23 protein-coding genes are annotated in these 24,236 nt (G+C 55.5%); 6 read left to right on the top strand and 17 right to left on the bottom strand.

The genetic code is table 11. The features are described from left to right. Positions 1–8 precede the first annotated feature (8 nt). From DFO52_RS13545 to rppH, 8 genes are all read right to left on the bottom strand, one after another. A complete protein-coding gene (locus DFO52_RS13545; protein WP_133550557.1) occupies positions 9–332 on the bottom strand; it encodes a prepilin-type N-terminal cleavage/methylation domain-containing protein in 324 nt (107 codons plus the stop codon). Next, positions 317–718 carry a DUF2509 family protein gene (locus DFO52_RS13540; protein ID WP_133550556.1) on the bottom strand — a complete coding sequence of 134 codons (402 nt, stop codon included), beginning with the start codon at positions 716–718 and terminating at the stop codon, positions 317–319. The genes DFO52_RS13545 and DFO52_RS13540 overlap by 16 nt, the downstream gene beginning before the upstream one ends. Then, positions 715–1,275: a prepilin peptidase-dependent protein gene (locus DFO52_RS13535; RefSeq protein WP_133550555.1), complete on the bottom strand. Its 561-nt coding sequence runs from the start codon at positions 1,273–1,275 to the stop codon at positions 715–717. The genes DFO52_RS13540 and DFO52_RS13535 overlap by 4 nt, the downstream gene beginning before the upstream one ends. Continuing rightward, positions 1,266–1,730, bottom strand: a complete 465-nt coding sequence (locus DFO52_RS13530) for a prepilin peptidase-dependent protein (protein ID WP_029740488.1) — start codon at positions 1,728–1,730, stop codon at positions 1,266–1,268. The genes DFO52_RS13535 and DFO52_RS13530 overlap by 10 nt, the downstream gene beginning before the upstream one ends. A gap of 184 nt (positions 1,731–1,914) precedes the next feature. Further along, positions 1,915–2,709: a thymidylate synthase gene (gene thyA, locus DFO52_RS13525; protein ID WP_133550554.1), complete on the bottom strand. Its 795-nt coding sequence runs from the start codon at positions 2,707–2,709 to the stop codon at positions 1,915–1,917. 6 nt (positions 2,710–2,715) lie between these two features. Continuing rightward, positions 2,716–3,591 (bottom strand): prolipoprotein diacylglyceryl transferase, encoded by an 876-nt coding sequence (lgt, locus tag DFO52_RS13520; protein WP_023309046.1) that lies wholly within the window; start codon positions 3,589–3,591, stop codon positions 2,716–2,718. A 193-nt stretch (positions 3,592–3,784) separates the two neighbouring features. Further along, positions 3,785–6,031, bottom strand: coding sequence for a phosphoenolpyruvate--protein phosphotransferase (gene ptsP / locus DFO52_RS13515; protein WP_023309047.1), 2,247 nt, complete (start codon positions 6,029–6,031; stop codon positions 3,785–3,787). Positions 6,032–6,043: 12 nt separating this feature from the next. Then, a complete protein-coding gene (gene rppH, locus DFO52_RS13510) occupies positions 6,044–6,574 on the bottom strand; it encodes an RNA pyrophosphohydrolase (RefSeq protein ID WP_013098553.1) in 531 nt (176 codons plus the stop codon). A gap of 683 nt (positions 6,575–7,257) precedes the next feature. Between rppH and mutH the strand changes: the two genes are divergently transcribed. From mutH to DFO52_RS13495, 3 genes are all read left to right on the top strand, one after another. Further along, positions 7,258–7,950: a DNA mismatch repair endonuclease MutH gene (gene mutH, locus DFO52_RS13505; RefSeq protein WP_038417291.1), complete on the top strand. Its 693-nt coding sequence runs from the start codon at positions 7,258–7,260 to the stop codon at positions 7,948–7,950. A gap of 128 nt (positions 7,951–8,078) precedes the next feature. Next, positions 8,079–8,297 (top strand): YgdI/YgdR family lipoprotein, encoded by a 219-nt coding sequence (locus DFO52_RS13500; protein ID WP_008499668.1) that lies wholly within the window; start codon positions 8,079–8,081, stop codon positions 8,295–8,297. A gap of 131 nt (positions 8,298–8,428) precedes the next feature. Then, positions 8,429–9,469, top strand: a complete 1,041-nt coding sequence (locus DFO52_RS13495) for an NADP(H)-dependent aldo-keto reductase (protein ID WP_038417288.1) — start codon at positions 8,429–8,431, stop codon at positions 9,467–9,469. 93 nt (positions 9,470–9,562) lie between these two features. Here the strand turns inward: DFO52_RS13495 and lplT are convergent, their stop codons facing one another. Together lplT and aas are read right to left on the bottom strand one after the other, a co-directional pair. Next, positions 9,563–10,756: a lysophospholipid transporter LplT gene (gene lplT / locus DFO52_RS13490; protein ID WP_133550553.1), complete on the bottom strand. Its 1,194-nt coding sequence runs from the start codon at positions 10,754–10,756 to the stop codon at positions 9,563–9,565. Then, positions 10,749–12,908: a bifunctional acyl-ACP--phospholipid O-acyltransferase/long-chain-fatty-acid--ACP ligase gene (gene aas / locus DFO52_RS13485; protein ID WP_133550552.1), complete on the bottom strand. Its 2,160-nt coding sequence runs from the start codon at positions 12,906–12,908 to the stop codon at positions 10,749–10,751. Before aas ends, lplT begins: the two co-directional genes overlap by 8 nt. 623 nt (positions 12,909–13,531) lie before the next feature. Here aas and galR point away from each other — a divergent pair. Continuing rightward, a complete protein-coding gene (galR, locus tag DFO52_RS13475; protein ID WP_023309052.1) occupies positions 13,532–14,548 on the top strand; it encodes an HTH-type transcriptional regulator GalR in 1,017 nt (338 codons plus the stop codon). Here galR and DFO52_RS13470 read toward each other — a convergent pair. Beyond that, positions 14,509–14,985 (bottom strand): GNAT family N-acetyltransferase, encoded by a 477-nt coding sequence (locus tag DFO52_RS13470; protein ID WP_121932334.1) that lies wholly within the window; start codon positions 14,983–14,985, stop codon positions 14,509–14,511. The genes galR and DFO52_RS13470 overlap by 40 nt on opposite strands. Positions 14,986–15,214: 229 nt before the next feature. Here DFO52_RS13470 and DFO52_RS13465 point away from each other — a divergent pair, with 229 nt between their 5' ends. Beyond that, a complete protein-coding gene (locus tag DFO52_RS13465) occupies positions 15,215–16,252 on the top strand; it encodes a LacI family DNA-binding transcriptional regulator (RefSeq protein WP_029741168.1) in 1,038 nt (345 codons plus the stop codon). On the opposite strand, the gene lysA is transcribed toward DFO52_RS13465, so the two are convergent. Beyond that, complete coding sequence (gene lysA / locus DFO52_RS13460) at positions 16,222–17,484, bottom strand: diaminopimelate decarboxylase (RefSeq protein WP_047646286.1); 1,263 nt, start codon at positions 17,482–17,484, stop codon at positions 16,222–16,224. The genes DFO52_RS13465 and lysA overlap by 31 nt on opposite strands. Before the next feature lie 121 nt (positions 17,485–17,605). Between lysA and DFO52_RS13455 the strand changes: the two genes are divergently transcribed. Then, positions 17,606–18,532: a LysR family transcriptional regulator gene (locus tag DFO52_RS13455; protein WP_047646287.1), complete on the top strand. Its 927-nt coding sequence runs from the start codon at positions 17,606–17,608 to the stop codon at positions 18,530–18,532. Here the strand turns inward: DFO52_RS13455 and DFO52_RS13450 are convergent. The 5 genes from DFO52_RS13450 to kduI all read right to left on the bottom strand — a co-directional run bounded on the left by DFO52_RS13450 (position 18,527) and on the right by kduI (position 24,032). Next, positions 18,527–19,219, bottom strand: a complete 693-nt coding sequence (locus DFO52_RS13450; RefSeq protein ID WP_133550642.1) for an aspartate/glutamate racemase — start codon at positions 19,217–19,219, stop codon at positions 18,527–18,529. The two genes, DFO52_RS13455 and DFO52_RS13450, sit on opposite strands and share 6 nt — an antisense overlap. 88 nt (positions 19,220–19,307) lie before the next feature. Beyond that, positions 19,308–20,432 (bottom strand): LPS O-antigen length regulator Wzz(fepE), encoded by a 1,125-nt coding sequence (gene wzz(fepE), locus DFO52_RS13445; protein WP_133550551.1) that lies wholly within the window; start codon positions 20,430–20,432, stop codon positions 19,308–19,310. Between the two features lie 203 nt (positions 20,433–20,635). Then, positions 20,636–22,057: a sugar porter family MFS transporter gene (locus DFO52_RS13440; RefSeq protein ID WP_029741163.1), complete on the bottom strand. Its 1,422-nt coding sequence runs from the start codon at positions 22,055–22,057 to the stop codon at positions 20,636–20,638. Positions 22,058–22,370: 313 nt separating this feature from the next. Continuing rightward, entirely contained in the window at positions 22,371–23,132 is a 762-nt protein-coding gene (gene kduD, locus DFO52_RS13435; RefSeq protein ID WP_133550550.1) for a 2-dehydro-3-deoxy-D-gluconate 5-dehydrogenase KduD, read from the bottom strand. 63 nt (positions 23,133–23,195) lie between these two features. Continuing rightward, positions 23,196–24,032: a 5-dehydro-4-deoxy-D-glucuronate isomerase gene (gene kduI, locus DFO52_RS13430; RefSeq protein ID WP_133550549.1), complete on the bottom strand. Its 837-nt coding sequence runs from the start codon at positions 24,030–24,032 to the stop codon at positions 23,196–23,198. Positions 24,033–24,236: the final 204 nt, after the last annotated feature.

Raw genomic sequence — 24,236 nt, 5'->3', positions numbered from 1 at the left:
GCTCCCGACTACTGGCTAACCGGGCAATGCAGGCGCGTTATCTCACCGCGCCGCCCCAGAGGAGAAATAAGTGTGACCGTGATGCTGACACATCCTGCGTGCGTTGTCTGCCCCCGACTGGCCTGCCAGCCTGCCGGGAGAACATTTGTTGAGAGCTGAGACTGATTCCAGACATGGTGCCAGAGCTGGCGATACTGATTAAATAGGGTAAACCGCGCCGCCAGAGCCCGGTGATAACCCGACAGAGCCGTCACGACGATAACCAGCAGCATCATCGCCAGCAGTACCTCAACCATGCTAAACCCTTTTTCTCTGTTCACGGCAGCTGGCATAACGCGCTCTCCTTAAGGGGACAAAAATCACTCCAGCCGTGAGGCGAAAAGCGAACTTTCCCGTCGACAATTTCTCCTGCGCGCCAGAGCAGCAGGCCGCTGTCTCCGGCAATCAGCAGCACACGCGCCCCACTCAGCTGGCGCAAACACACTCGCCACGCCGGTGTCTTTTTGCACTGAACCTGTGTCTCTGACGACCAGCTCTGAACTCGTCCCCACTCAAGCGCGGACTGCACCGTCGCCTGCTGCTGAAGCGAACGGCTCTCACCGCCGACGAGCGCGCTAAAGGTTGTGAGCTGCTGATTGAGACCCGTGAGGATCAGGGTACCGAGCACCAGTAAAAGCAGAACCAACGCCAGCGAAGACATTCCGCGTTGACAATTCACAGGTTGTACCCCGTGACCGTATACAACGCCTGCCAGGGTTCCCCCTGCTCGCCTTTATTAATCGCCGCCAGTTCGATATTCACCTCTGGCGCAAAACCGGCATGCTCCACTTTTCTCACCACAAAATGCGCGATCGTAAGCATGTCCGGGTCCGTGAGCTTTTCCCATCCTTTTCCTTCACATGAGGTCGCTCCACGCTGGGTTTCAAGCGCACCAGACTCCAGTCGAAAACCGGTGCTGTCATTTTCTGATGCGCTGTTATCCCAGCTGCCGTTACTGTTGGCATCCCACCGCACAATGACGCAACTTCCTTGCCTGGCTGTCATCAGCGCCTGTCCCTGACAGTTTCCCGCGCAGTACCCCGCACGCTGAAGCTGTTTGCCCATGGCAAACAGGTGGTGCCAGACCTCTTCCTCCAGTTGTCTCTGGCCAGATTGCACTAAGACCGCCCGCTGCAAGCCGGGTAAAAAACGCGATGCGCTTATCAGCAAAAGGCTGCTAATCACTGTTGCAAGCAGAACTTCAGTCAGTGAGAAACCCCGCTGCTTCATCGACATGAACCTCCCGCAGAGACCTTACACATCCTGATTCGTCCTCCATTTGAGACAATAATCAACCATTCTCCTGCGCGGCTTTGAACGCGTATTCGCCCTGCCCATGCCGTATCCTTTAATCCATAGAACGCGAGCGACGGTGTTACCTCGCCGATCGCGACCTCAGGCCAGAGTGGTATCAGCACAAAGGGACTGCCCTTCTCACAGCCTTGCGCGGCAGAGCTCACCAGACAATCCATGCCTCCCACCCGCAGACGGGTAATTTGATGGTCGCGGTTGTAGCGGTTGGCATGATTGCGCAGAAACAGCAGGTAATCTCGCACCTGACTGGCGGTTTGCCACAGCCGCTGCTGCCGCTGCCAGCTGTCCCAGCCGTACAGCCCTGAGGCGCTGAGGATAACGACAAGCGAAATCGCGACCAGCGTTTCGATAAGCGTAAAACCGTTCTCTTTTTTCATACCGGGAGTGTGGCGAAGCACCGTGAACATGACGAGCGACGGTTCTTCGTTTTACGAGGCGTTATCCGGAGAATTGAGAGTGTTGCAGCGCGTTGCACGCTTTCTGGATAGCGCTTCGGGAAATGGGATAAAGGCGAAAAAAAACCGGCGCTAAATAGCACCGGTTGTGTCACGCTTTATCGCATCAGATAGCGACAGGCGCTTTGATGCCCGGATGCGGGTCATAGCCCTCAATCTCGAAATCATCAAAGCGGTAATCGAAGATTGATGCCGGTTTGCGCTTGATAATCAGCTTCGGCAGTGCACGCGGTTCGCGAGTCAGCTGGAGATGCGTCTGTTCCATATGGTTGATGTAAAGATGGGTATCCCCACCGGTCCAGACAAAATCACCCACTTCCAGGTCGCACTGCTGCGCCATCATGTGGACCAACAGCGCATAGCTGGCAATGTTAAACGGCAGGCCGAGGAACACGTCACAGGAGCGCTGGTAGAGCTGACAGGAAAGCTTTCCATCCGCCACATAGAACTGGAAGAACGCATGGCACGGTGCCAGCGCCATTTTATCCAGCTCGCCGACGTTCCAGGCGGAAACGATGATTCGGCGCGAGTCCGGATCGTTTTTCAGCTGGTTCATCACGGTGGTGATCTGGTCAATATGGCGACCATCAGGCGTTGGCCAGGCGCGCCACTGCTTGCCGTAAACCGGGCCCAGGTTGCCATTTTCATCTGCCCATTCGTCCCAGATTGAGACGTTATTTTCGTGCAGATACGCAACGTTGGTATCGCCTTGCAGGAACCAGAGCAGTTCATGAATGATCGAGCGCAGGTGGCAGCGCTTTGTCGTCACCAGTGGGAAGCCTTCTTGCAGATTGAAGCGCATCTGGTGGCCAAAAATGGAGAGCGTACCGGTGCCGGTGCGGTCGTTTTTCGGCGTGCCCTCGTCGAGCACTTTTTTCATCAATTCAAGATACTGTTTCATGGTTCCTCAGGAAATTTGTTGCTGTGGACGACGACGATACGCCCAAATCATCATAATGGCACCCGCGACAATCATCGGAATGGAGAGGATCTGCCCCATGCTGATGTACTGTACCCATTCGCCGGTAAACTGTGCGTCAGGCTGACGGAAGAACTCGACGATAATACGGAATGCGCCGTAGCCAATCAGGAACAGGCCGGAGACAGCGCCCATCGGACGCGGTTTGCGGATAAACAGGTTGAGGATGATAAACAGCACCACGCCTTCCAGCGCCAGCTCGTACAGCTGAGACATATGGCGCGGCAGAACGCCGTAGGTATCGAAAATGGACTGCCACTCCGGGTGTGATGGCAGCAGCGCGATATCTTCTGCGCGGGAGCCCGGGAAGAGCATCGTGTACGGCACGCTCGGGTCGACGCGGCCCCACAGCTCGCCGTTGATAAAGTTACCCAGACGGCCAGCGCCGAGACCAAACGGGATCAGCGGTGCGATAAAATCTGAAACCTGGAAGAAGTTGCGTTTGGTGCGTTTGGCAAAAATCACCATCACCAGGATCACCCCAATCAGGCCGCCGTGGAAGGACATGCCGCCGTCCCACACGCGGAACAGATAGAGAGGGTCATTCAGGAATACCGGGAAGTTATAGAACAGCACGTACCCAATACGGCCACCGAGGAACACGCCGAGGAAGCCCGCATAGAGCAGGTTTTCAACTTCGTTTTTCGTCCAGCCGCTGCCCGGACGACTGGCGCGACGGCCAGCGAGCCACATGGCAAAAATGAAGCCCACCAGGTACATCAGACCGTACCAGTGAAGCGAAACAGGTCCTACTGAGAAAATGACCGGATCAAATTCCGGAAAATGCAGATAACCACTGTTCATCTGTCACCACAAGATGTTGTTATTCCGCTGAAAGTGGACAGCGGTAGAAATGCGATTCTGCCGTAAGCAGAGGCTCCAAAGTTGCGAATCATAGCACAAGGCGGGCGCGGAGGATGCGCCAGAGATGTAAAAGATGTGTATAGGGTTTTATGCGCGCTGGAGCCCTCTCCCAAAGGGAGAGGCAGAAAGAAGATTAGCGGCCGCCGCGGATCAGGCCGCCCATACCGCGCCGTTCCATAAACGCCGCGACCTGATGACGAACCTCAGCGGCCAGCTGCGCGTCAAGGCTGCGTTCAGCCAGCTCGCGGGCATCATTGATGTCGATATGTCGCAGCAGGTACTTCACGCGAGCAACAGCGCGACCGTTCATCGACAGATGGCGGTATCCCAGACCAATCAGGATCGCAACGCACATTGAATCCCCGGCCATTTCACCGCACAGGCGTAAATCAATGCCGTACTGTTCCGCTTCACGGGCAATCATCGCTAACGCGCGAATGATCGCCGGATGCAGGCTGTCGTAGATACTGGCGACACGCGTATTGTTACGGTCGACGGCCAGAATATATTGCGTCAGGTCGTTTGTGCCGACAGAGATAAAATCAACACGGTTTGCCAGCTGCGGCAGCATAAAGACCATAGACGGCACTTCAAGCATCACCCCGATCCGCGGTTTCGGGATCGCATAGCCGATCATCTCTTCCACTTCACGGCCTGCACGTTCGATCAGTCGCCGGGACTCGTCGATCTCATCGATGCTGGTGACCATCGGGAGTAAGATGCTGAGATTGCCCGTCGCCGCGTTGGCGCGCAGCATTGCACGAACCTGGATCAGGAAGATCTCCGGCTGATCGAGCGTAATGCGGATCCCACGCCAGCCCAGGCACGGGTTTTCTTCGCTGATCGGCATATAGGGCAGCTGTTTATCCGCGCCGACATCGAGGGTTCTCAGGGTGACAGGTTTGTCGTTAAACATCTGCAGCATCCCCTGATACTGCGCCACCTGCTCCTCTTCGGAGGGGAAACCGCTCTGCAGCATGAACGGGATTTCAGTACGGTACAGGCCAATACCGTCGATGCGGCTGCCAAGCTTTTCTTCATGCTCAGGGCTTAAACCGGCGTTGAGCATGACTTTGATCCGCTCTCCGCTCTTAAGCTGTGCGGGCAGGTTAACGTCATCCTCCGCCAGCTTGCTTAATTCATTCTCTTCGCTGATAAGGCGCTGGTATTCCTGGAGCAGAACCGGCTCAGGATCGACCAACAGCTCACCGCGATAGCCGTCAACCACCAGCGTACGGCGGTGCAGTACCGACGGCTGGATATCCGCTCCCATAACGGTTGGGATACCCAGCGCGCGCACCATAATGGCGGCATGCGAGTTGGCGGCGCCATCGCGCACCACCACACCGGCCAGCCTGTCCTGAGGCAGTTCAGCCAGCGTCGTTGCCGAGAGCTCATCGGCGACCAGAACAAACCGTTTTGGCCAGGCATTCGGCCCCTGAATGGTGTCATCGAGATGGAACAGCAGACGCTGTCCCAGGGCGCGGAGATCGCCAGCCCGCTCCTTCAGGTAACCGTCAGTCAATGCCGCAAATTGGTCGGCAAATTTTTCGATGACCTTCTTAACCGCCCACTCTGCGACCGAGCCTTTATCCACCTCCGCAAACAGCTCACGACGCAGACGCGCGTCGGAGAGCAGGTGCGAATAGAGGTCGAAGATGGCCGCTGTCTCTTTCTGTGCGCCTGCGGCAAAGCGCTTGCTGTAACGCCGAAATTCATTCGCCGCCTCTTCCAGCGCGGCGGTAAGACGCTCGCGCTCAAGCGCTTCATCAAGCGTTGAGGCTTCGTAAACCTGCTCCATCAGCGGCAGCGTGGCGTCCATCCAGCCTTCCGCAATCGCTACGCCTGGCGATGCCGGAAGGGCACGAATGCGCGTATGGCGATATTGACCAAAGAGCGCGGCAAGCTGGGACTGGGAGAGGATCGCCGCCATCTGCGTGGCCAGCGTGACGAGGAAAGACTCTTCGCTTTCATCGTACTGACGTAGCTCGCGCTGCTGGACAACCAGCACGCCGAGCAGCTGGCGACGCTGGATAATCGGCACGCCAAGGAAAGCGCGGAAGCGCTCTTCTTTTACGGAAGGGATGTATTTAAAGCTAGGGTGTTTTTGCGCATCAGCAAGGTTGATGGGTTCAGCCAGCCGCCCAACCAGACCCACGATACCTTCATCAAATGCGAGCGTGACGGTGCGTCCACGTGGTTTTTTTAAACCACGGGTCGCCATCAGGTAATAGCAGCGCCGATCGTGGTCGGCCAGATACACCGAACAGACCTCGGTCTCCATCGCAAGACAGATGTCAGTGACCAGAATATTCAGCGCCTCGTTCAGACGCGGAGCACTGGCCACCTTCTCGACTATTTCTCGCAAGCGGGTGAGCATGATTTGCGTAGCTTAACCTCTTTTACGTCGCCAGGCAGGTGCGCTCTGCGGCTTAGGCGGGATCTCCTGAAGCTGCATTACCACACTTGCAAACTCTTTCATCACCCTACGGTAAACATCGCGTTTAAATGACACGACCTGACGAACAGGATACCAATAGCTCACCCAGCGCCAGCCATCGAACTCCGGCGTACTGCTGGTTTGCATATTGATGTCTGAATCGTTGCCCACCAACTGCAACAGAAACCACTTCTGTTTCTGGCCGATACAAACCGGCTTTGTGTCCCAACGCACCAAACGTTTCGGTAACTTGTAACGCAACCAGTTGCGGGTCGAAGCCAGGATGCGAACATCTTTTCGGCTTAAACCGACCTCTTCAAAAAGCTCCCGGTACATCGCTTGTTCTGGGGACTCTCCCGGATTGATCCCGCCTTGCGGGAACTGCCAGGAGTGCTGACCATATCGCCGGGCCCACATTACCTGGCCCTGACGATTACAAATTACTATTCCTACGTTCGGGCGGTAGCCATCGTCATCAATCACCGGACTACCCCAAACTAAACCTTATATATGAATGATTGTTTCACACTACAGGGAGGCGGTAAACCACTCTCTTACAGGGCTGCAACCTAATAACATTTGAATAACTCACAAATAAGTGCTGAGTTATAAACAGATGAGAGGCGGCGAAGGGAATTTTATTCACCTTTTCTGTGGATATAGTTGTGAAGAAGTGTCTGATTACCGATGAACAACCTCAAACCCTGCCTTACCAACGCTTTCGCGCCATTTAAATAATCCAATATTTTTCATAAAGTTAAATGTATTTTTATGCACAAAAAACAGAATAGCGTGACGATCATCACATCAGGGATCGTCGTGCTGATGAAAGATCGAACAGCGTCGGTTTTATCCACAGATTGTGCCAATAAGTTAGTCACAATTTGTTTGAAAATTCGATTTTCATCGCACGTCAAGGCTGTAAATTGAAACAGTAGTCAGGGTTATGCCCAGTTATCCCATTTTTCTGTGGATAACATGGTGTAAGATCCTGTTCATTGTCAGTGACCAGATTTGAACAACCGGTTTTCTGAGTCTGGTGAAACGATTTCAAACCAATAAAAAAACCTATAAATCATAGACATGGAATATTGGTACAGAAATAGTTAAACTCTATCCACAGGGGACAATTTCTTCGTTTATTTTTTAATCAAAAGGTTACCTTCATGCATCCGCTTACACCCTTGCTCTCACCGCCGTCCAGCGAGGGCCAGTTGCTACAGCAGGCACAGCGTCTGGCAGGCTTTTCGCTTGGCGAGCTGGCGGCAATGGCAGGGCTTCAGATCCCGAAGGATCTGAAACGGGATAAAGGCTGGATCGGCATGCTGCTTGAGCTGTGGCTGGGTGCCAGCGCAGGGAGCAAACCCGAGCAGGATTTTGCAGCGCTTGGCGTGGAGTTAAAAACCATCCCCATAGACAGCCAGGGTAAGCCCCTTGAGACCACCTTCGTCTGCGTTGCGCCATTAACCGGCAACACCGGCGTGACGTGGGAAACCAGCCACGTTCGCCACAAGCTGAAGCGCGTGTTGTGGGTACCGGTTGAAGGTGAGCGTCAGATCCCCCTGGCTGAGCGTCGCGTTGGCGCGCCGCTGCTCTGGAGCCCGAACGACGATGAGGAGCAACAGCTGCGTCTGGACTGGGAGGAACTGATGGACATGATTGTGCTTGGGCAGGTAGAGCGCATCACCGCCCGACACGGGGAAGTATTACAGCTGCGCCCGAAAGCGGCCAACAGCAAAGCGCTTACCGAGGCAATCGGCGCGAAGGGTGAGCCGATACTGACGTTGCCGCGCGGTTTTTATCTCAAAAAGAATTTCACCGGCGCGCTCCTTGCCCGTCATTTCCTGCTAAAAACATAGTTTTTTACTTTTTTTGCGAGCTCCCAAACATAATCGACTGCTTTTTAAGATTTTACCGCTTCCTCCTGTTGCAATATCGGGTTAAAACTAAACTATGATTTGATACGCGCCAGATGAGGACGATAACGATGAAAAAATGGGCAGTGTTAGTTTCAGCAGTCGGTTTAGCGTTTGCCGTATCGGGCTGTAGCAGCGATTACGTTATGGCGACAAAAGACGGTCGAATGATCCTGACCGACGGCAAACCCGAAGTCGACGATGATACCGGTCTGGTCAGCTACCGCGACCAGGAAGGCAATAAAATGCAGATCAATCGCGACGAAGTATCGCAAATTATCGAGCGATAAACAGAGAGAGGTCAGTCGCTTGCTGGCCTTTTTGATTTTTTTCTTCCCCTTTTGCTTCCCCTCTGCCATGTTTATATTCCTTTGTCGGGCACGCCCTGACGCGGTCTATAAGTCTACTGAGGAAGCCGGCTATGCATTATCACCGTATCCCCCACAGCGCTCTTGAAATAAGCCAACTGGGGTTGGGCACGATGACATTTGGTGAACAAAACAGCGAAGCCGATGCCCATGCACAACTCGATTACGCCGTCAGCCAGGGGATTAACCTGATTGATGTCGCGGAGATGTACCCTGTTCCTCCACGTCCGGAAACGCAGGGACTTACCGAAACCTACGTCGGTAACTGGCTGGCAAAACATGGCAACCGTGAAAAGCTGGTGATTGCCTCAAAAGTCAGTGGTCCCGCGCGCAACAACGATACCGGGATCCGCCCGAATCAGATCCTCGATCGTAAGAATATCCGCGCCGCACTGGACGCCAGCCTGAAGCGCCTGCAAACCGACTACCTCGACCTGTATCAGGTGCACTGGCCGCAGCGCCCAACCAACTGCTTTGGTAAGCTCGGCTACAGCTGGAATGAGAGTGCCCCCGCCGTAACGCTGCTGGAAACGCTGGAAGCGCTGACCGAGTGCCAGCGCGCGGGAAAAATCCGCTACATTGGCGTCTCTAACGAAACGGCCTTTGGCGTAATGCGCTATCTGCACCTGGCTGATAAACACGATCTGCCGCGTATCGTCACCATCCAGAACCCGTACAGCCTGCTTAACCGTAGCTATGAGGTTGGTCTGGCCGAAGTGACGCAATATGAAGAAGTGGAACTGCTCGCCTATTCCTGTCTTGGCTTTGGCACGCTGACGGGGAAATACCTGAACGGCGCGAAACCGGCCGGGGCGCGAAATACCCTCTTTAGCCGCTTTACCCGCTACAGCGGCGAGCAGACGCAGAAAGCCGTTGCCGCCTATGTGGATATCGCAAAGCGTCACGGTCTGGACCCTGCCCAGATGGCGCTGGCCTTCGTGCGTCGTCAGCCGTTTGTTGCCAGCACCCTGCTGGGCGCGACCACGATGGAACAGTTGAAAACCAATATTGAGAGTTTCCATCTGAACCTGAGTGAAGAGGTGTTAGCGGAGATTGAAGCGGTGCATCAGGTTTATACGTATCCTGCGCCGTAATAAAAGCAAAACGGCAACGCACGTTGCCGTTTTTAGGGTTTGCTCCCTCTCCCTGTGGGAGAGGGCCGGGGTGAGGGCATCAGGCCGCACTTATCAGCGCCGACGCTGCCAGACCCACAATCCCGCAATCGCCAGCGCAAACAGCCCGCCAAACCCGACGCCAATCCCCACCACCGGCACACCCACTTTTACCGCCAGCGAGTAGAGCCCCAGCATTAACAGCATTGCCAGGTTTTCACCCAGGTTTTGTACCGCGATGGCGTTCCCCGCCCCGACGGTCTGCTTGCCACGCTCCTGCAGCAACGCGTTCAGCGGTACCACGAAGAAACCGCCCAGAATACCAATCAGAATGAGGAGGACATACGCAGGCAATAATGCATGTTGCAGCGAGAAAATCAGCACCACGACGCCAATCAGGATCCCTGCGGGCATGCAGCGTGCTACCGTCTCGAGCGTCACCAGCTTCGCCGCCGCGCCTGCTCCCACCACAATGCCGATGGCCACCATCGCATTCAGATAGGTCGGCGTCGCGTTGTCGGTAATCCCCAGCGCCACCGGCACCCACAGCACCAGCAGGAAGCGCAGCGTGACGCCCGCGCCCCAGAACATACTGGTTCCCATCAGGGAGAAACGCGTTTCTCCGTTACGCCACAGCACGCGACAGGCGGTAAAGAAACTGCCGGTCATCGGTTTAAAGCGCCAGGATTGCCCCGGGCGAGCCACAGATAGCTTAGGAATAAACAGGTTCGCCACAACTGCCCCGCCATACACCACCGCGCAGATGCCCAGTGCAGCCAGGACATGCCAGTCGGCCAGGACGCCGCCCGCGACGGATCCGAGCAGGATTGCGGCGATGGTTGACGACTCCATCAGGCCGTTGGCTTTCACCAGCTTATCGCCCGTGGTCAGCTCCCCGAGAATGCCATACTTCGCCGGGGAGTAGGCGGCGGCGCCAATGCCCACCAGCGTGTAGCCAATAAACGGGTTGAAGCCAAAGCAAATGCTGGCGGCACCCAGCAGCTTGAGGCCGTTGGCAAACATCATCACCCGGCCTTTTGGGAAACTGTCTGCCACCTGCCCGACGAACGGAGCAAAGATAATGTAAGCGCCCACAAACACCATCTGTAGGATCGGCTGGCTCCAGTCGGGGTAAAACTCGGCCTTCAGCAGCGCCAGCGTGGCAAACAGCAGCGCGTTATCACCAAACGCAGAGAGAAACTGCGCGGCGATAACGGCCATCATGCCTTTCGATCTGAGCGATGTGTTAGTGTGTACTGACTCACGCATTTTGCTGTTCCGCCTCTTCAACCATGCCTTTGAGGGTCACGAAATCGGGTTTCCCGCTACCCAGCACCGGGAGCTGCTTCAGGAGGCGAATATCGCGCGGCACCGCCAGTTCAGGGATACCGTGTTCACGCGCATAGCTCAGTAACCTGTCGCGTTTAAGCTCAGCGTCGGTCGTAAACAGCACCAGCGCCTCGCCTTTGCTGGCATCACTCTTCACTACCGTCGCATGCATCTTATCCGCGGACACGGCCGTCGCCAGCTGCTCAACCATTTCCAGAGAGACCATTTCACCGGCGATTTTGGCGAAGCGCTTCGCGCGTCCCTGAATCTGTACAAAGCCTTGTTCATCAAAACGGACAATATCACCGGTGTCGTACCAGCCGGTTTCAATCTCGCCGTTGACTTTTTCAGCCGTCGGCACCTCCAGCACGCCTGGGTTTTCTACGCGCAGATAACCGTTCATCACGTTTGGCCCTTTCAGCTGCAGACGGCCACCGTCCTCAATGCCCGGCACGGCCAGCAGACGCGCATCCATCCCCGGCAGAATTCGGCCCACCGTACCCGGTTTTGCCGCCATCGGTACGTTAATCGAGACCACGGGAGCACACTCGGTAACGCCATAGCCTTCGAGAATGCGCAGGCCAAACTTGTCCTGCCAGATCTGACGCGTGCTCTCCTGCAGTTTTTCCGCACCGGCCACCACATACCGCACGCGATAGAAATCGTAGGGATTAGCAAAACGCGCGTAGTTGCCGAGGAACGTTGAGGTGCCGAAAAGCACAGTACAGTTACGGTCATACACCAGCTCCGGCACAATGCGGTAATGCAGCGGGCTTGGATAGAGGAATACTTCTGCGCCGGTCAGCAGCGGCGTAAACAGCCCCACCGTCAGGCCAAAGGAGTGGAACAGCGGCAGCGCCGACATAAAACGGTCATCCGCGGTAAAGTCGGCAATGCTTTTGATCTGCTCAACGTTCGCCAGAATGCTCTTGTGGCTGTGGACGACGCCTTTCGGGTTGCCCTCCGATCCCGACGTGAAGAGGATAATCGCGTCATCTTCCGGCTGCTGTTTGACCTGCGCCAGACGCGGCATCAGCAGGTGAGCAAAAATCCACAGCTTGTCGCCGGTGGTTACGTCCGCTTTCAGATCCTCCAGGAAGACCCAGCGCACCTGAGTGAGCTGCTCGGGAAGATGCCAGAGCTTGCCTTTGTCCAGGAACTGACGAGAGGTAAAGACGGTATTAATCTGGGCCGCGGTGATGGCGCTGGTCAGCCCTTTCACGCCCGCCGTGTAGTTCATCATTGCCGGGATGCGCCCCCGGGAAACCGCACCAAAAATCACCGCCGCGCTGATGCCCGCGTTAGGCAGCATCAGGCCAATTTTTTCGCCCTTTTTGCTGTACTTCTCAAGAATGCGGCCCACAAACAGGGTCTTAGTCAGCAGCTTGCGATAGGTATCCGGGGTAAAGTTGATGTCTTCGATGCAGTTTTTCTTCGCACCATAGCGGTGCTGCGCGGAAAGCAGGGATTCGTACAGCGTTTCGCGCGGGCGCACGGCCATGCGCGCTTCCATCATAATCTGATGCAGCATTTCCCCGGCGATTTTACGGCGATCGCGGGCACGCGGCGCGTCCGGCATTGGTAACGACGTGGGCGGCAGAATATGCAGCGTGATTTTTGGGAACAGACGCTGCTTCACCAGCCCTTTCAGGCGACTGAAATGCGTTAGCTCGGCACCTTCAATGCGCAGCGGCACCACGGTCGCTTTTGATTTCGCTGCAACAAACCCCGCGCCGTCGTAGATTTTCATCAGCGAACCGGTCACTGAAATACGCCCTTCCGGGAAAATAACCACCGGACGCCCCTGCTCAACCAGACGTACCAGATGCTTAATCATCATCGGCTTTGTCGGGTCAAGCGGTACAAAATCAATTAGCGGCGTGAGCCAGCGCATGTACCACTGCTGGCTGATAGAGGTATAGACCGCAAACACCGGGCGCACGGGTAAAAATAGCGCCAGCAGAATGCCGTCTATAAAGGAAACATGATTTGGCGTGATGAGAACGCGTTCGCCGCGAAGCGCCTGGGCATCGCCAGTGACGCGGATGCGAAAAAGAATACGGAACAGTGTACGGAAGAACCCAAATAGCATCTCAACTCCCTTTGCCAGCCAGTGTGGAGGGTTGATAGTAAATGGTGGCAGATTACACGAGAAGTGATACGGGAGCGACAGCAAAAGTGGAGGCGAAAAAAAACCTGCGCATCCGCGCAGGTTGGTGCAAGAGATGAGTACGAAACCGTACTAAGAATTCTCACCAATCAATACCTCTGGGATCTTGATTGTGGTCGTTCGACCTGCGCTTCGCCAGCAGGAAAACGCAAGGGAATGAGCCGAAGTGCAACCAGGTGTGAATATTTTCTATTGCTGTTACAGGTTGAACTTTCAGGCAAAAAAAAACCTGCGTAAAAACGCAGGCTGGTGTAAGCGTGTTAATCAACCGGAGTTGACTCCACCTATCAATACCTCTGGGATTTCGACTGTATCAACCTCTCTAATATCCTTGCCATCGGACAATCGCAACAGCCTGACGCAAAGTGTAACCAAAGGTTCAGATTGACATTCTTCAGACATGACTGCGCGTGTAACGATTACACTACCAGTGTTGTCCTGCGTCACGTTTGTGGAGAGCGGAAATCCGCTCCCCTTGAATGCGCGGCGCTTTTCCGCAACACTATTTGGTGTGTAAACGCTTACCCCCAATAAGAAGGTAATGAATGGCGACAATAAAGGATGTGGCTCGTCTGGCAGGTGTGTCGGTGGCAACCGTCTCTCGAGTGATTAACGACTCCCCAAAAGCCAGTGACGCATCGCGCCAGGCGGTACAAACCGCCATGGAATCCCTGAATTATCATCCCAATGCCAATGCCCGCGCGCTCGCCCAGCAGTCCACCGAAACCATTGGGCTGGTGGTGGGTGATGTTTCTGACCCCTTTTTCGGCGCCATGGTGAAAGCGGTTGAACAGGTCTCTTATCAGACGGGCAATTTTTTGCTGATCGGCAATGGCTATCATAATGAGCAAAAAGAACGCCAGGCCATCGAGCAGCTGATCCGCCACCGCTGCGCCGCGCTGGTGGTTCACGCCAAAATGATCCCGGATGCCGAGTTGATTCACCTGATGAAGCAGATGCCCGGAATGGTGATCATCAACCGCATTATTCCCGGGTTTGAAAAACGCTGTGTGGCCCTCGATGACCGCTACGGCGCCTGGCTTGCGACCCGTCATCTGATTCAACAGGGCCATACCCGGATTGGCTATCTCTGTTCCAATCATCCGATTTCTGATGCGGAAGACCGCCTGCAGGGCTACTACGATGCCCTGCGCGAAAATGGCCTGCCGTGTAATGATCGTCTGGTGGCCTACGGTGAACCGGATGAGAGCGGCGGTGAACAGGCCATGACCGAGCTGCTCGGTCGCGGCCGGAATTTCACGGCGGTTGCCAGCTATAACGACTCGATGGCCGCAGGGGCAATGGGGGTGCTGAATGACAACGGGATTGAGGTACCGGCAGAAATTTCGCTGATTGGCTTCGATGACGTGCTGGTCTCTCGCTACGTGCGCCCGCGTCTGACCACCGTGCGCTACCCGATTATCACCATGGCAACGCAGGCCGCCGAGCTCGCGCTAGCTCTGGCTGAACAGCGCCAGCCGCCGGATATTACGCATCTGTTTAGCCCGACGCTGGTTCGCCGTCACTCCGTTGCATCACCTGCGGAAGCGCAGAGCGAATAACGGTAGAGGTGGACCAGGGTGTTGGGGTATTCCAGCCCATCACCGATATACTGCCAGCCGTAACGTTCGTAGAAGTCGCGGCAGGCAGACCAGAGGTGCAATTCTTCATATCCCGCCTGTGCGGCCCAGGTAATAACGTGCTGCTGTAGCTTTCCTGCCAGCCCCTTGCCACGCGCCGCGTCGTCAACGTAGAGCGCCGCCAGCCACGGAAAGAGATCCTGACGGGTGATCAAATCGCAGCGCCAGAGCCCTACCGTACCAACAAGCTGCTCGTCTTCAACGGCGATAAAGGTCAGCGGTAATGCTCCCGGCGTCTGGCTGTGCTCAATAATGCTGTGGAAAAATTCCCGAGAAAGCCCTTCGCCAAAGGCCTGCCAGAGCCAGTCGGTCACCTGCTCCGCATACTTCGGTGCCTGGTAAAGCGGGAGGATGGCTATCTTTTTCACGTTTCACCTGCGTTTTCTCATGTATTTGCTGGCCTGTCGCCCCAGCTCGGTTCGGCGATTATTTTACCAGAGTCAGACTATTTAGTTTTACTTCAGGCATGCATGACGAATCGTGACCAAAAAGCGTGATCGTGGCAGAAGTTTTGCGCTTCCCGCATCGCCTATACGCCGTGAGGTCTGTGTTAAACTGCAAACCATTACGTGGAAGCAGGAATGTAGAATGGCAACAATGCTGGATGTCTCACTGCGTGCGGGCGTGTCGAAGGCTACCGTCTCGCGCGTGCTGAACGGCACGGGTCAGGTTAAAGAGAGTACGCGTCAGCAGGTCTTTGCTGCGATGGAAGAGCTGGGATATCGCCCGAACTTTCTCGCGCGTTCGCTGGCTAACCAGACCAGCAACAGCATTGGCCTGGTCGTCTCGACCTTCGACGGCTTTTACTTTGGTCGTCTTCTCCAGCAGGCGTCGCGGCAGACGGAAACTCACGGAAAACAGCTGATCGTCACCGACGGTCACGACGCGCCGGAACAGGAAGAACAGGCGGTGCAGATGCTGGCCGATCGCCAGTGCGATGCCATCGTGCTTTACACGCGCTACATGAGCGAAAAAGCGATCGTCAAACTGATGAACACCGTGAAAACGCCGCTGGTGGTCATTAACCGTGAAGTGAGCCAGGTGCCGGATCGCTGCGTGTTTTTCGAACAGCAGGATGCCGCGTTTAAGGCCGTGGATTACCTGATCGCCCAGGGCCATCGTGAGATCGCCTGTATCACCGTTCCGATCCACACCCCCACGGGTAAAGCGCGGCTGATGGGCTACCGTAAGGCGCTGGAAAAGCACGGCATTCGTCTGGACGAGCGTCGGATAAAGTACGGCGATGCAGGAATGACGCGGGGATACGAGCTGTGCAAGGAGTTGATTGCCGACGGTGTGCCCTTTAGCGCCCTGTTTGCCTGTAACGACGATATGGCCCTGGGGGCGTCCAAAGCGTTACACCAGGCGGGGCTTAAAATTCCGCAGGATATTTCACTGTTCGGCTTTGACGATGCCCCAAGCGCGAAATGGCTGGAGCCTGCGCTCTCATCGGTTTATCTGCCCATCGACAATATGATTGTCACGGCCATCGATCAGGCGATCCGGCTGGCAAAAAACCAGCCGGTCGATGCCATCCCGCCGTTTACCGGCACGCTGGTGTTACGCGATTCGGTTACAACGGGGCCGTACTTTCATCAGATGAGTTCTAAAGCCAGCAGTTCCTGAATGGTCTGACGACGACGGATCAGCCGTGCCTTGCCGTTATCAAACAGCACTTCCGGCAGCAGCGGGCGGCTGTTGTAGTTAGATGACATCGACGCCCCGTAGGCACCGGTATCATGCAGCACAAGATAATCACCCGGTTTGACCTCTGGCAGCGCGCGGGTCTCCACTTTGCCGCCTTCCTGCTGGGTAAACACGTCACCCGATTCGCACAGCGGTCCCGCAACGACCGTCTCAACCCGCGGCGCCTGCGTTAAATCGCGGCCGTCGGCAGCCAGGGCGGTAATGTGGTGATAGCTGCCGTACATGGACGGACGCATCAGGTCGTTAAAACCTGCGTCAATCAATACGAAGTGGCGAGACCCCATCTCTTTGACGCTGCGCACCTGCGAAACCAGCACGCCGGCTTCCGCCACCAGGAAACGACCCGGCTCAATTTCCAGCTTCACCGCGTGACCCAGATGCGCGGCGATTTGGTCACGCGCGGCGCTCCACAGACCGTAATAGTGATCGGTATCGATCGCCTCTTCGCCTTCGCGATAGGGAATGGAGAGACCGCCACCGGCAGAGATCGCCTCCAGATCCTGACCGAAATCGATAACCTGGCGCACCATCGCGCCGCACACCTGCTCCAGGTGGCCGTAATCGACGCCAGAGCCAATGTGCATATGAATACCCACCAGCTTCAGGCCGTAGCGCTGTAATACCTCCAGCGCGGCAGGCATATCGGCATACCAGATCCCGTGCTTGCTGTTTTCGCCGCCGGTATTGGTTTTTTGACTATGCCCATGACCAAAGCCCGGATTCACGCGCAGCCAGACGCGATGGCCGGGAGAAACCTGACCCAGCTGCTCCAGCATATCTACAGAACCGGCATTCACCGGGATCTGCAGTTCGTGGACGCGCGCAAGCGTCGCATCGTCGATCACGTCTGCGGTAAAGACGATCGCGTCGCCGTCGGCTTTCGGATCGAATCCGGCCACCAGCGCGCGCTCGATTTCGCCAAGCGAGACGGAGTCCACCTTCACGCCCTGCTCACGCATCAGGCGCAGAATATGAATATTGGAGCACGCCTTCTGGGCAAAGCGCACCACGTCAAACTGATGCAGGGCGGCGATCTTCTCGCGAACGATCTGCGCGTCGTAGACCCACACCGGGCAGCCAAACTCGGCGGGCAGGCGCAGCAGGTTGTCGGCGTTCAAATCGGTATCAGTCTGGTTCAGCGGGCGTGGCATGGTCTTCTCCGGGTAAATGCGTTTTGAAGATTACGCCACAGCGCGAAGAGAATAAAAAATATCGTTTTATCGCGAGTCTATGCAAAAATGATATGGACAGTAATCTGCTTTCAGGTGCCCTATGCCCGCCGTCAATTTACGCCACATCGAGATTTTTCACGCCGTGATGACCACCGGCAACCTCACCGAAGCCGCACAGATGCTGCATACCTCGCAGCCGACGGTGAGCCGCGAGCTGGCCCGCTTCGAGAAAGTGCTGGGGCTGAAGCTGTTCGAACGCACCCGGGGCAGGCTTCACCCTACTGTGCAGGGGTTACGCCTGTTCGAGGAAGTTCAGCGCTCCTGGTACGGACTGGACAGAATAGTGAGTGCTGCGGAAAGCCTGCGCGAGTTTCGCCAGGGGGAGCTGTCGATCGTCTGCCTGCCCGTCTTTTCGCAATCGTTTTTGCCGATGCTGCTGCAGCCCTTTCTGGCCCGATACCCGGAGGTCAGCCTCACCATCGTGCCTCAGGAATCCCCCCTGCTTGAAGAGTGGCTTTCGGCTCAGCGCCATGATTTAGGCCTGACCGAAACCCTCTCCACGCCAGCGGGAACGGCGCGCACGGAGTTGATCTCGTTAGATGAAGTGTGCGTTCTGCCCGCAGGGCATCGGCTTGCCGGTAAGGCGGTGCTCACACCGGAGGATTTCCACGGGGAAAACTACATTAGCCTGTCGCAGACCGACAGCTACAGACAGCTGCTGGATACGCTATTTGCCGAGCATCAGGTCAAACGGCGAATGGTAGTGGAAACGCACAGCGCGGCTTCGATTTGCGCGATGGTACGTGCAGGCGTCGGCGTCGCGGTGGTGAATCCGCTCACGGCGCTGGACTATGCCGGAAGCGGGATCGTCATCCGCCGCTTTAGCGTCTCCGTCCCATTCACCGTGAGCCTGATCCGCCCGCTGCACCGTCCGGCTTCCGCGCTGGTGGACGCTTTCACCGAACACTTAAAGGAGCACGCGCGTCAGGTGGCGCTTCGCTTACCTGACCTGCAAAACCCGTTATGACAGCATAAACGCCACGGCATCCTCGGCATGGATGGCGGTGGTATCGAATACCGGGACGGGGCTTCGCTCGGCTGGCACCAGCAGGCCGATCTCGGTGCAGCCGAAGATCACCCCTTCAGCCCCCTGCTGCGCGAGTTTATCGATGACGCTGACGTAATACGCGCGGGAAGATTCGGTGAAAGTACCGAGGCAGAGCTCGTCAAAGATAATCTGATTGATGCGCGCCCGATCTGCTTCATCAGGGATCAGGCTTTCCATCCCAAATTCACTGTGCAAACGTCCACGATAAAAATCCTGTTCCATGGTGTAGCGTGTACCCAAAAGCGCTACGCGGCGCATTCCGGATGCCGCAACCGCACGCCCGGTTGCGTCCGCGATATGCAGAAACGGCAGCGCGCAGCGGTCCTCAATATGCGACGCCACTTTGTGCATGGTATTGGTACAAAGCACGATTCCCTCGGCGCCGGCGCGCTCCAGCCCCAGCGCCGCCTGGGCCAGGATCTCCCCGGCTTTATCCCACTCACCGCTCGACTGGCAGGCTTCGATTTCATGGAAATCAACGCTGTGCAACAGCAGGCTGGCGGAGTGCAGACCGCCCAGACGCTGTTTTACCCCTTCATTAATCAGGCGGTAATAAGGGATTGTCGATTCCCAGCTCATTCCACCTAACAGGCCGATCGTTTTCATCATCCCTCCTTATCTGTGTTTCTTTTTTAACACAACCGATGCACATAAAAAAAGGCGCTGTATTCAGCGCCTTTTTAAACTGCAGAGCTTATTCCGCTACCGGCTCCGGCGGTGAAGTACGGGCGAGCATCGCCTCGCGCAGTAAAACGCTACCGCAGGCAAACAGGCCCCCCAGGAGCGCCGCCAGAACGACAATCAGAGCCTTGCCCGGGCCATCCTTTTTCACCGGCATGGAGGGAGAAAGCTGGTACCTGAATGGCTCAAGTTTAACATCGGCAAAGGAGAGCTTTTTCAGCTGTGCGAGGTAGTATTCCCGGTTCTGGAACTCTGCATTCAGCTCGGTCACGTCCTTCAGATTTTTTTCGATCTGCAGCTTTTGCGCGATACCGTCAGCGCCGAGCGCAACGGAGTAATCCGGGTCATCTTTTACGGCCTGCCCGTTGCTGTAAACCGGTTTCTTAATGCCTGCGGCATTTGCCACTTCCAGCGAATAATTCAGTCGCTGCAGGTTGGTATTGTGAATATTAGTCAGACGGACACGATCCAGTTCCAGCTGCTGCTCAACAACGTTCTTTTTCAGGGCGATCTGGTTGCGGATATTCTGCACCGTCTCTTTTTCAACAATAGCCGCGATATAGTCGATGTATCCATTCAGGACGGCTTGCGCATCGTCAGCTGTCGGCGCAGTGAAGCTCAATGTCCAGGAGACAAAAGGCGCTTTATCCGCGTCTTTTCCCTGAGCGTCATTCACCGCTTTCATTCTGTCTGAAATGTTAACTATCGCCCGATGCAGCTCAAGCGGATCCACCTCGGCATCTTTAAGTTGTGACATCACGTAAGGAGAGGATTTCAGGTACTCTTCGAGCAATGACTGCGACTGAAACTTTTTAATAAACATGTCAAAGACTTCCGGACGGGAAATTTTCGCGTCCACGTCAAGTACCTGCAACGCTACCATCATCTGGCGCAGCGGGTTCCACTGCGACGATTCTGCCTGAGTAATCACTGCTTTACTGGTCCACTTCTGCGGCAGTAAAAATGAAATGGCCAGCCCCGCCAGTGCAAAAGCAAGGGTAATGGTGACAATGCGTTTTTTGGCCGCCAAAAGGACCGCTAATAAACCGAAAAGATCAATTTCTTTAGCGTGTATTGCCGGGGAGGTATAACGGGGAAAATCAAGATCGGTGCTTTTTTTGATATCCATCTCAGACATAGACATTCTTCTTTTTAGGATGCGTTTCATGTTGCGCAAATAACAGCGGTGTTCCGATGATACATTATCCTAAGAATTATCCTAAGTTCAAATCCCTCTATTCATCCTACCCTGCCAGAGTTGGTAGTGAATTTCATTACGTTATTATTGTAATTACTAACCATTTTACCAACTCTGACTTGTATTGAACGCTTAAACAGGCATTACGATCGCACGCCGATATTCCGCAGTTTTTCTCCAGCCATCAGCTTGCGCTCGATATGTTCCAGCGTCACGCCTTTGGTTTCCGGGATCAGCCAGAACGTGACGCCAATAAACGCTACGTTCAGCACCGTATAGAGCCAGAACGTTCCCGCTGCGCCAATCGCGTCCAGCAGCGTCAGGAACGTCGCACCGATGATCATGTTCGACACCCAGTTGGTGGTCGTGGAACAGGTGATGCCAAAGTCACGGCATTTCAGCGGCTGAATTTCGGAGCACAGGATCCACACCACGGGCGCGGCGCTCATCGCGTAACCTGCGATACACATCATGGTCATACCGACAGAAAGCCAGGAAAGCCCGCTTGAGGCCGTGCCGTTATCAAACTGCATCAGGCAGTAGCCGAGGATCAGCGTGCCGATCGCCATTACGCTAAAACCGATTTTCAGCGCCGGTTTACGCCCGGCTTTGTCCACGGTGAATACCGCAATAAAGGTGGCGAACATGAAGGTCAGCCCGACCACCAGGGTTGCGATCATCTGCTGTTCCGTAGTGGTGAATCCGGCCATTTTGAAAATGCGCGGCGCGTAGTACATGATGATATTCATGCCGGTGAACTGCTGCATCGCCTGCAGCAACATGCCGAGGAAGACGGCGCGGCGCACGTTGCGGTTGATCTTAAACAGCGCCCAGCCGCCCTGCTTTAACTTCAGGCTTTCGCGGATTTCGTTCAGCTCTTCGCGCGCTTTTTCCGAGGTATCGCGCAGCATGCGCAGGACCTCTTCCGCCTCCACGTGACGCCCTTTTTGCGCCAGCCAGCGCGGACTGTTTGGCAGGAAAATCACCAGGACGATCAGCACCAGCGCCGGTAAGGCCAGCACGCCCAGCATCGCGCGCCAGTTGCCGCTGTAGCTGAAGTAGGTGTCGGACAGGAACGCCAGCACAATACCCAGCGTGACCATCAGCTGATACATGCTGATCATCTTGCCGCGCACGTTTTCGCTCGCCATTTCGGAGAGATAAAGCGGCGCGGTGTAGGACGCAATCCCCACCGCCACGCCCAGCAGCACGCGGGAGAGCAGGAGGATTTCAACGTTAGCGGCAAACGCCGAGCCAATGGAGCCGGCAACGAACAGAATTGCCCCGACCATCAGGCTATATTTGCGCCCCAGACGGAACGACAGCCAGCCGTTGAACAGCGCGCCAATGGCCGCGCCGAGCATCATGCTGCTCACCACCCACTCCTGCAGACGGTTGCTGAGGGTAAAGTGATCGGTAATAAACGGCAGCGCGCCGGCAATGACGCCGATATCCAGTCCAAACAACAGGCCCGCCACGGCGGCGGCAATGGAGACAAACTGGTTCATGCGGCGAGTATCGCGCAGCGCAGCGGGCATTAGGGTAGAGTCATTTATAGATGTCATATTTTTCCTGCCTCAACAGCAAAATTCGTTAACTGAAATTACGAGAAAGCGAGGAAAAGTGTCAGGCAGGAAATCGCGAAGTTATGGATTATTCCGCTACGGCATACGGTTATGTGATGGACATTACAATTTCAACTCGTGGCGAATAATCACGTATTTTTACTAATCAGTTAATATTTAAGCAATAAAAGTGTGATTGCCGTCATTTGTGATTTTTTAGTATGGATTTTTCATCTTTAGCGATATGGACTAAGCCAATTATTGCGCAAAAAAAACCTCCGCCCACGGGCAGAGGTTCTTAATACGGGTGGAATTAACGCGCCAGCCAGCCGCCGTCTACAGCCACGGTGTAGCCGTTGATGTAATCCGATGCGGAGGAGGCCAGAAAGACAACCGGCCCCATCAGATCGCCCGGCAGACCCCAGCGTCCCGCAGGGATACGTTCCAGGATCGCCGCGCTGCGCTCTTCGTCTGCGCGCAGCTGCTGCGTGTTGTTCGTCGCCATATAGCCCGGCGCAATCGCATTCACGTTGATATTATGTTTCGCCCATTCGTTTGCCAGCAGGCGGGTCACGCCCATTACGGCGCTTTTGGACGCGGTGTAAGACGGCACGCGGATACCGCCCTGGAACGAGAGCATAGAGGCAATATTGATGATCTTGCCGCCTTTCCCCTGCGCAATAAAATGCTTCGCCGCCGCCTGGGACATGAAAAATACGCTCTTAATGTTCAAATCCATCACGTCGTCCCAGTCGCGCTCGCTGAAGCTGATAGCGTCTTCGCGGCGGATCAGCCCGGCGTTGTTCACCAGAATGTCGATATGACCGAATTCAGCCACCGCGCGGTCCAGCAGTTCAGGAATGGCATCGATTTTACGCAGGTCAGCGGTCAGGCTCAGGAAACGGCGACCCAGGGCCGTCACGCGTTCGATGGTTTCAGTCGGTTCAACGATATTAATTCCGACGATATCGCAGCCCGCTTCCGCCAGGCCTAACGCCATCCCCTGACCCAGCCCGGTGTCGCACCCGGAAACCACAGCCACTTTCCCCTGCAGAGAGAATGCATCCAGAATCATGTTTATTCCTTACTCTTTCAGAGCCTGTCACTCACAGGCAGGTTTATGCTTCACCGTCCGCGACTAGCGCAGATCGCTGACAGCAACGTGGTCCATATCATCAAAGACCTGGTTTTCACCCACCATTCCCCAGATAAAGGTGTAGGCTTTCGTCCCTACGCCGGAGTGAATGGACCAGCTCGGTGAAATCACCGCCTGCTCGTTGTGCATCACGATATGGCGCGTTTCCTGCGGTTGCCCCATCATGTGGAACACGCAGGCGTCCTCATCCATATTGAAGTAGAAGTAGACTTCCATGCGGCGCTCGTGGGTATGGCACGGCATGGTGTTCCACAGGTTGCCTGGCGCGAGCTCGGTCAATCCCATACTGAGCTGGCAGGTCTCCAGCACGTCCGGCACGAAGTATTTATTGATAGTGCGGCGGTTGCTGGTGAGGCTGTCGCCCAGCGTCACGGGTGCGACGTCTGCCGGGGTCACTTTTTTGGTTGGGTAGGTGGAGTGAGCCGGCGCGCAGTTGTAGTAAAACTTCGCAGACCTGCTGCCGTCGATGCTGGCAAAGACCACGTCTTTCACCCCTTTACCCACGTACAGCGCCTCGCGGTGGCCAATCTCATAGCACTGTCCGTCTACGGTGATGGTGCCCGGCCCGCCGATGTTAATCACCCCCAGCTCGCGACGCTCGAGGAAGTAGCTCACGCCCAGCTGTTTACCGACCTCACCGCCCACGGAGACGCTTTTCGTGACGGGCTTAATCCCGCCCACAATAATGCGGTCGATATGGCTGTAAACCATGGTGTACCTGTCGGCCTCGAATACCTGCTCGACTAAAAATGCATTGCGCAGCCCCTGAGTATCCAGCGTTTTGGCGTGCGCACTGTGGATGCTTTCTCTGACGTCCACGGTAACCTCCAGATGTGGTCATGCCCGAAGGCGGAAATAAACGAAACAGCGTTCCGTTTTTCATAATGAGCACATACTATCGGCATAAAGTGGGCTTTTCAATTATATTTAAAACAACGTTTCATTTTTATTTTTGTTTATAGCGGAAATGATGTTCGGATCACAATTCAACCGCCGGGAGAAAAAGGACGCGAAAAAAACCTC

This window comes from Enterobacter sp. AG326, from assembly GCF_004362415.1.
Classification (GTDB): Bacteria; Pseudomonadota; Gammaproteobacteria; order Enterobacterales; family Enterobacteriaceae; genus Enterobacter; species Enterobacter asburiae.
This window is presented reverse-complemented; position numbering and strand designations above follow the sequence as displayed.